Below are 722 nucleotides of genomic sequence, written 5' to 3'. Positions count from 1 at the left end.
AGTATGACTGTGAGACAGGTTGCCTTTTATCACTTGGACTGTGAATTAAATACAATTTTTCCCCCGCCGACGACGCATGTATCCGCTAGGCCAAAAAAATGGAACGAAATGACGAACGTTCAGCGGTCTCACACTATTTGCTATTCCATTATAAAATACTATTGGCAATGGAAGACTCTAATAATTATATATAGGTAATCACTCCGGTTTTATAACGCTATTTGCGGCCAACATCCACTTCCATCCGTTAAAATATTTCTCTACTGACATTGTACACATGATTAGAATAAAGTTCTGATCTTAATCAAAACGTGACTGTTGAGTAGACTGAACTCTCACGCAACCGAAATTCACAGTACCCTCCCCAGACAGGATACCCCATGGACGACGAGGACGCGCATCTCCTGAGTAACCTACTCAAGGGTAGTGGGTTGGTTTTCCTCGGTATGCTCCTTGAGGTCAGCATCGCGTTCGCCGGAAAGCTAGTCGTTGCAAGAATATTTGGTCCGGTCGAGTATGGCGTTATTTCTGTCGGCACGACACTGCTGACGTTCTCTGGAATTGTGCTCGTCCTAGGCTTAAATAGCGGTATCGGGCGCTATGTCCCTCGTTATGACGACGCTTCCCGCATTCGCGGAGTCCTGGTATCAGGCTTTCAAATTGCAATTCCGCTCTCGCTTGCCGCCGCACTTGTGCTGTTCGTCCTCTCACCAAGGTTGGCC

The 722-nt window shown here is 46.8% G+C and carries 1 pseudogene; it reads left to right on the top strand.

The features are described 5' to 3' along the window. Positions 1 to 380 precede the first annotated feature (380 nt). Positions 381 to 722 (top strand): annotated as a pseudogene (locus tag EXE42_RS16165) (oligosaccharide flippase family protein); the annotation flags it as partial.

This window comes from Halorubrum sp. SP3 (assembly GCF_005435195.1).
Classification (GTDB): domain Archaea; phylum Halobacteriota; class Halobacteria; order Halobacteriales; family Haloferacaceae; genus Halorubrum; species Halorubrum sodomense.
This window is presented reverse-complemented; position numbering and strand designations above follow the sequence as displayed.